Raw genomic sequence first — 7,430 nt, forward strand, 5'->3', positions numbered from 1 at the left:
ATGGGAACAGCAGAAACAACAATAACAATGCCCGCATCTACTGATGGCCTTAGCCGAATAGACGGATGGGCAAAAGTTACAGGCAAGGCCAAATACGCTGCCGAACATAAGTTAGATGGCCTGGCTTATGCAGTGCTGGTAGGCAGTACCATTGCCAAAGGCACCATAGCGTCTATAGATAGTTCAAAGGCCGTTAAGGCTCCCGGCGTACTGGCGGTGGTTACACACCTGAATGCGCCAAAAGTACCCGGGCACCAAAAGGCTAAAAACCCGGCTAAGCCACAGGTAAAGGCAGGCGCTTTGAAGATTTTTAATGATAATGTTATTTATTACAACGGGCAGCCCATAGCCATGGTTATTGCCGATAGCTACGAACGTGCGCTGTATGCTGCATCGCTTGTAAAGGCAACGTATAATAAAGCTGCGCATGATACCAACCCGCCAACAGATCTTAAACGTGGCGTTGCGCCCTGGGGCGGAAAAGACTTTGTGCGCGGTGAAGCCGATGCGTGGAAGAACGCGCCGTTTAAACTGGAGCAGGAGTATGTGGTCCCCACCGAAGTGCATAACCCTATGGAGCTTCATGCCATTACCGCTAAATGGGATGCCCCGGATAAGCTGACCGTTTGGGATAAAACCCAGGGCACACAGGCCACGCGCGATGATATCGCGAAAGCCTTTAATATACCGGCTGCCAACGTGCAGGTAAACGCAAAATTTGTTGGGGGTGCATTCGGCAGCGCGTTACAGGTGTGGCCGCACGAGATAGCCGCGATACTGGGGGCTAAAATGTTAAAAAGGCCGGTTAAGCTGGTTTTGCACCGGCAGGACATGTTTACTTCGGTTGGTCATCGACCTTATACCTGGCAAAAAATTGGGATAGGCGCTACTGCCGATGGTAAGCTTGTAGGCATAACACACGAAGCTGTCGGGCAAACATCCACCTATGAAGACTTTGCCGAAGGGCCTATAAATGTAAGCAAGGGGTTGTACGCCTGCCCTAATGTTACCACCCGGTATAAGCTGTTATCGGTTAATATAGGTACACCTACATGGATGCGCGGCCCGGGCGAAGCCACCGGTGCCTTTGCGCTGGAGTCGGCGTTGGATGAACTTTCTTACCTGCTTAAGATAGACCCTGTAGAGTTGCGGATGCGCAACTATGCGCTTACAGACCCTGATAATAATAAACCATTTTCAAGCAAGCACCTGGATGACGCCTATAAGATGGGTGCTGCACAAATAGGCTGGGAGAATCGGAGAGCAGAGCCCGGCTCGGTTAAAAGAGACGGGTGGATGGTTGGCTATGGTATGGGTGGAGGTATGTTTGGCGCATACCGCGACAGCGCTGCCGTTACTGCAAAAATGATGGGCGATGGCACGCTGTTACTGCAAACCGCAGTTACAGATATTGGCCCGGGCACAGGTACGGCGATGGTATCTATCGCGAGTGAAATTATGGGTTTACCTGCCGAAAAGATAAAATTTGAAATGGGCGATTCGTCGTTACCCGAAGCGCCTATGCAGGGCGGCTCGGCCACTACAGCTACCGTGGGCGGTGCGGTATACGATGCATGTACTGACCTGAAGCAAAAATTTCAGAAGCTGATGGGTAATGGCGGTACCGATAAACCCGACTATGCCAAAATATTGAAGGATAACAACCTGCCGTTTTTAAGTATCACCATCAAGTCGTCAATAGGGGCTGATGCCAATAAATATTCTATGCAGGCGTGGTCCGTGCATTTTACGCGGGTTTTAGTTCACCCGGCTACGGGGGTAGTGAAAATAGACAAGGCTGTTGCTGTGGCCGATTCGGGTAAGATAATAAGCCCAAAAACCGCCCGCAGCCAGCTTATTGGCGGCGCTATTGGCGGCATAGGTATGGCTTTAATGGAAGAAGCCCAAATGGATCATCGGTATGGCAGGTACGTAAACAATAACTTTGCCGATTATCACGTCCCGGTCAATGCCGATATACCGCAAATTGAGGCCCTGTTTGTAAACAAACCCGACCCGTACATTAACCCGATGGGTGCGAAAGGTATGGCGGAGATATCTTTAATAGGCATGGCCGCAGCGGTGGCAAACGCAGTTTATAATGCAACCGGCAAACGCGTACGCGACCTGCCTATAACTCCCGATAAGCTTATTTAACTCGCCATACGATATAAAACGTCATTAATCCTGCGCAATGGGCTGGTGGTGCGCATGGCAGGCTTCGGCACACTGGCGGCATGCATCGGCACATATCTGGCAATGGTCGTGCTGGTGCATTCCGCATTCATCGGCACACATGCGGCAAATTTCTTCGCAAAGCAGTAAATACTGGTGAGCTATCTCTGATTTCCGTTCGAGTAAGCGAGCCGCCTGGCTGCATATATCGGCGCAGTCGCGGTCAAGGCTAATGCACCTTACCATCGGTTTTACATCGTCTTCCTGCAAACAGGCTGTAGCGCAATTTTCGCATGCGGCAACACATGCCAGTAATTTTTGTATCAGGGCGCTGTGATCATGATTTTCCATAGCTGTAATAATTGATTATATAATATCAATAATCTATGGTTAAAAATGTTTCGATAAATTTAAAATCGTTACCAGCCTTTAAGCTTTTTAAGGTATGCGGTTAACTCTCCGGCTATGATGGCATGCTCGTTAGCATCGGGATGCCCATCGCAGCCACTGTTAAAGCTGCGTGAGAAAGAAAACTTGCTTACCCTATTATCGCCGCGGGCATTTACAAACTGCACAATACTTGTAAGGTAGCGGTGCAGCACGGCAGTAAGCTCTGCGTTGGCCATAGGGCTCGATAAACAAACAATATCCGTCTGGGGGTATTTACTGCGAACAGTATCTATCAGCCTTACATACTCGCTGCAAAATTTAACTGAATCTTGCGGTCCGTCGTTTTGCCCCAAACAAATAGTAACCACATTGGGCTGGTATTGGCTAAAATCATATTTAAGCGAATCGTTGCGTAAGTACACCTTATCGTACACCTGCGGCAGCAGGATATCCATATTGCAGCAGCTATGTACCAAGCCAATACCGGCAACTGCGGTTAGCTGCCATTGCGCATTTAAGGCCCGTGATGTACGCGCTCCGTAGGAAAGATAAGCGTTATGCTGATCGTACCACTCACCCTTGCCGCAGGCTACCTCCGAGGCATCTACTCCAGCACCCGCGGTTATCGAATCGCCGATGTATTCTATCATTCGTTTGGGTTGACCCGGCGACGTGATTTGTTCGCAAACCAGGCCTACAAACTCCAGGTAACCCATACCCGATTCTGTGTCTTTGCAGATTAGCAGCGTATGCCATCCCTTACCAAGGTGTTTGGCTATTTGTATGTTGTTGGTTTTCCCTGTAGTTTGTATGCGCGATGGCTTACCATCGACAATTAGCTCAATGTAATTGTGAGTTTTGCCAAACAGTTCCTCATCGTTGATGAGCAACCTGCACGATGGCCCTTTAAATTTAGTAGTGATATAAACCCCGGGCGACCAAAACCTAGGCTTTTGCGGATCTGTAAAATCAACCCGGCCAACGTATTTAAAATGCGAATTATCGGCTTTAAAAAACCTGGGTTTAGCCAATGCCCCGCTGCTAACAAATAAAGCAGATATTAATATCGCGAAGTAAAAAAGGGACATATTTCTTTTCATACGACAAGCCCAAGCAGATCAGCATAAAATTAAGTAACCTTAGTTAAGCACCCTAATACTTTTATAGCAAATGTTTGAGCTTCTGCTGCTGGCCCGGGTGATAGTTGGCTTTTGTCGCGCGCTAAAGAGGCGAGTGGGTTAAAAACAAAAAGCCTTTCAGATGAAAATCTGAAAGGCTTTTTGTTGGTGCTGTTAACCTTTATTTTTTCTCTGGCATCAGTATCACCTTTGCCAGGTTATTATTATTAAGGTATTTATTAGCGGTTTCTTTTGTGCTTTGTACGGTTATCTGATCCAGGTTTTTTACATGGCTTAGTATCTCGTCAGGGTTTTGCCCGTTTTGCGAGGTCCCCGCCAAATAACCAGCCCACGATATGTTCTGTTTAAGCTGAACCTGCGTAGAGCGCGCTTCTTCGGCCACAAACTTTTCAATATCGGTCGGTGACGCACCGGTTTGCTTGATCTTATTGATCTCATCAAGTGTTGCGGCGATCAGTTTATCAACGTTTGCAGCAGCGCAGGTAAATACAATGGTAACGGTATAGCGGCCTTCGGGGTTTTTGGCATACGACGCCCTTATGCCCGGTGCATAAATCCCGCTTTCCTGTTCGCGTAAGCGCTCAACAAGTTTTATGTTAAGCACTTCTTCCAGCGCATCCATTTGCAGGTTGTTGGCTTCATTAAATACATAATCGCCGCTGTATATCATCTGCACAGTAGCTTTGTCATCAATACCCTTATAAACGGTTTTGTTTATCTGCCCGGGGGCGGGGTGCATCTTTAAGTTACGGTACGTTTCTTTTTTATTTGTTGCCGGTAAGGCGCCAAGATAGGTTTCCAGGAAGGGTTTGATCAGGTCGGGGTTAAACTTACCTACAACCACAAATGTGAAACCGCTGGCATCGGCAAACCGCTCTTTATAAAAATCGAACGCCTTATCAAGACTGGCCTGGTTTAACCTTTCTACAGTTGTTGCACCATAACGGAAGTTATTGTTGCTCATAACCGCCGAAAGGGTGTCCTGGTAAACGCTTTGCGGATCGAGGCTGCGATTAGCCAGTAACGCTTTGGTTTGGTTAATCGTACCCTTCCAGATATCCTCATCCTTACGTGGCTTTGTAAAATACAGATATATCAGTTGCAGGGCTGTTTCAAAATCGCCCGGAGAGGCGCTGCCCCTAATGCCCTGGGTTATTTCGCTGATGTATGGCGAAACGCTCACATTTTTACCCGCGAGCATTTTGTCGAGCTGGCCCTGGTTAAACTCTGATATGCCGCTGCTCCCAACAATAGACCCGGCAAAGCTTGCCGAGGTATAGTCGTTATCGCTGGCAAGGGATGTACCGCCAAAGCTATATCCGTTAATCAGTATCTGATCGTTTTGAAATTCTGTCGGCTTCAATATTACCTTTAAACCATTGCCTAATGTAAGTGTCGTGGTGCCAATAGCATCGTCCTGTACCTCTGATACAACTTTTGACCCCTCGGGAGCTTTTTCCATTAACGGCTTGCTGGTAACATTATCAACATAAGCCGTAAGGTTATTGCCGGCAGAGCTTATCCAGTTTAAAATGGTTTTTTCATCAGGTAGTTTATCTTTATCTTTTTCGGCACCCTCCACGATAATAACCCTGTTTTGGTCGCTTATGAACTGGCCGGCAAGGGCATTCATTTCTTCGAGGGTTATTTTGCTGATATTGTTCACATAAAAACTGTATTCAAAGTCAATCCCGGGAATAGCTTCGCCATTTAAAAAATTAAGCTGGTACTCCCGAACGTAATTAGCCGAGTTTGTTTTGTCCCTTTCGTAATATGCGTTCTGAATGCCAACCAGCGCCGTCTGTTTGGCTCGTTCAAGCTCTGTTAATGTGAAGCCAAATTTACGCGCGCGCTCTGTTTCGGCAACAGCGGCCTTAACCGCGGTTTCCAAACCATCAGCCTTGGCAACCACTACCGATGAAAAAGCATCCTGGCTGCCAATTAGCGACCCGTAGCTGGTGCGCGCGTATAAGAATGGCGGCTCGGGTTTTTGCTGTAGTTCGGCAAGGCGTTGGTTCAGCATAAAGTTGAAAAGCGAGGTACGCACGCTTTGCATATAACCGGCAGTTGTTCTTACGGGTTTATGCGGGTGCTTAACTACAATTTGTGCAAGCGTATACGGAAACTCCTCATCGGTTGCAATTTTTACAACTGTCCCGGGAGTTGGGGCCACGGTGTAATCCGGCCGTGGCTTTTTAACTGCAGGGTTTTTAAGGCCCGAGAAATTGGCTTTTATCAATGCCTCAACCCGTTTCACATCAAAATCGCCCACAGCAATTACTGCTTGCAAGTCGGGTCTGTACCAATCCGTATAAAAGCTTTTAATGGTAGCTGCTGTAAAATTTTTCAGGATATCCTCTTTACCTACCGGTAAACGCGATGCATACCTCGAATTGTTAAGCAAAACAGGCAGGGTTTGCAGACTTAAGCGCTCCTGGGCGTTTTTACCGCGTAAGCGCGCTTCTTCTAATACAACACCACGTTCTTTGTCAATTTCTACGGGGTCGAAGGTTACATAACCGGCCCAGTTAGCTAAAATGTTAAATCCTTTTTCAAACACAGCGGCGCTATCCGTTGGTAAGGGTAGCTGGTAAACCGTTTCGTCAAAAGAGGTGTAAGCGTTAAGGTCGGCTCCAAATTTAACCCCCGACTTTTGCAGGTAATCTACCAACGCATTCTTTGGAAAATCGCGCGTGCCATTAAAGGCCATATGCTCGGTAAAGTGTGCAAGGCCTTGCTGGGCGTCGGTTTCCAGTATCGAGCCTACCTTATTCACCAGGTACAGGTCGGCCCGGTTCTGCGGCTGCTCGTTATGGCGTATATAATAGGTTAGGCCGTTTGGTAATTTACCTATCAGTACATTATCATCAACCGGCAACAAATTGGCAGGCTTAACTGCTTCCGAGGCCGGTGTGCTTTTGCTTTTGTGTGATGGAACGGGTTTTCTTTTTACCTGTGCATTGGCACTGCCGCATGCTATTAAAAGCGCCAGCGTGGCTACAGATAAAGCTCTGTTGAAGTTCATAATTTAATTAAAAAGGAATATTTTACTAAGATGCTAAACGAAACCCTTAGTTGCAAATTGTTTATTCGGATTTAAAGGCCTCCTGCATCATTTGCTGTAGCTCTACCTGGTGGCTTTGAACCGCTTGCTGACCGATGAGGGCACCTTTCTGAAATAAAACGGGTTGCTTTTTATTAAGCTTGATACCTAATGGAGTCTGGTAAAATACGGCAAGGTCTTTAAGCTCTTTTTCGGTAAACTCCTGGGCATATAAAGCTGCCATCTGGTCTTTCATCAACTCCCAGCTCATGTATTTGGATATAAAGGCATTCATAATATCACTAAACTTTTGCTGTTTATCCGCAGGGATATTAGCGCTGCTCTGCTTTATCATGGCATCCATTGTTTCTTTGTACTGCATATCAGCGCCCGAGGCTTTCAGCACATCTTCGGCAGCTTTTAAATGTGACGGGGTAATGTTGGGTGTGGTTTGCGCTTTTGCTGTTACACAGAAAAATAGGGCAATAATTAAGAATTTATATTTCATGCGATGTTTATTTTTAAAAGTGATATCTGACAAAAGCCTCCATAGCGGCATATTCTGCCATGCCGAGCCTGTCATAGTTCTGGGCGGTTTCGCGGTTCCGGTCCTCGGCCCGTACCCAAAACTCGCGTGCATCATCGCCGGGGAAAACCGGCCTGTCCTTTTGCGACTGATGTTT

General features: G+C 47.1%; 5 protein-coding genes and 1 pseudogene. 1 reads left to right on the forward strand and 5 read right to left on the reverse strand.

The features are described from left to right. A complete protein-coding gene (locus HDC91_RS17365) occupies positions 1-2,157 on the forward strand; it encodes a xanthine dehydrogenase family protein molybdopterin-binding subunit (protein ID WP_255476774.1) in 2,157 nt (718 codons plus the stop codon). Between the two features lie 24 nt (positions 2,158-2,181). Here the strand turns inward: HDC91_RS17365 and HDC91_RS17370 are convergent, their stop codons facing one another. The 5 genes and pseudogenes from HDC91_RS17370 to HDC91_RS20065 form a co-directional block, all read right to left on the reverse strand. Next, the gene (locus tag HDC91_RS17370; protein ID WP_183554301.1) at positions 2,182-2,526 is read right to left on the reverse strand and encodes a four-helix bundle copper-binding protein; all 345 of its coding nucleotides are present in this window, start codon (positions 2,524-2,526) and stop codon (positions 2,182-2,184) included. Positions 2,527-2,594: 68 nt separating this feature from the next. Then, a complete protein-coding gene (locus HDC91_RS17375; protein WP_183554303.1) occupies positions 2,595-3,665 on the reverse strand; it encodes an SGNH/GDSL hydrolase family protein in 1,071 nt (356 codons plus the stop codon). Positions 3,666-3,864: 199 nt separating this feature from the next. After that, the gene (locus tag HDC91_RS17380) at positions 3,865-6,729 is read right to left on the reverse strand and encodes a pitrilysin family protein (RefSeq protein WP_183554305.1); all 2,865 of its coding nucleotides are present in this window, start codon (positions 6,727-6,729) and stop codon (positions 3,865-3,867) included. 61 nt (positions 6,730-6,790) lie between these two features. Then, on the reverse strand, positions 6,791-7,255 hold the full coding sequence (locus HDC91_RS17385; protein ID WP_183554307.1) for a DUF2059 domain-containing protein: 465 nt from the start codon (positions 7,253-7,255) through the stop codon (positions 6,791-6,793). Positions 7,256-7,268: 13 nt separating this feature from the next. Continuing rightward, positions 7,269-7,430, reverse strand: a pseudogene (locus HDC91_RS20065) (glucosamine-6-phosphate deaminase); the annotation flags it as partial.

It is taken from the genome of Mucilaginibacter sp. AK015 (genome assembly GCF_014200785.1).
Classification (GTDB): domain Bacteria; phylum Bacteroidota; class Bacteroidia; order Sphingobacteriales; family Sphingobacteriaceae; genus Mucilaginibacter.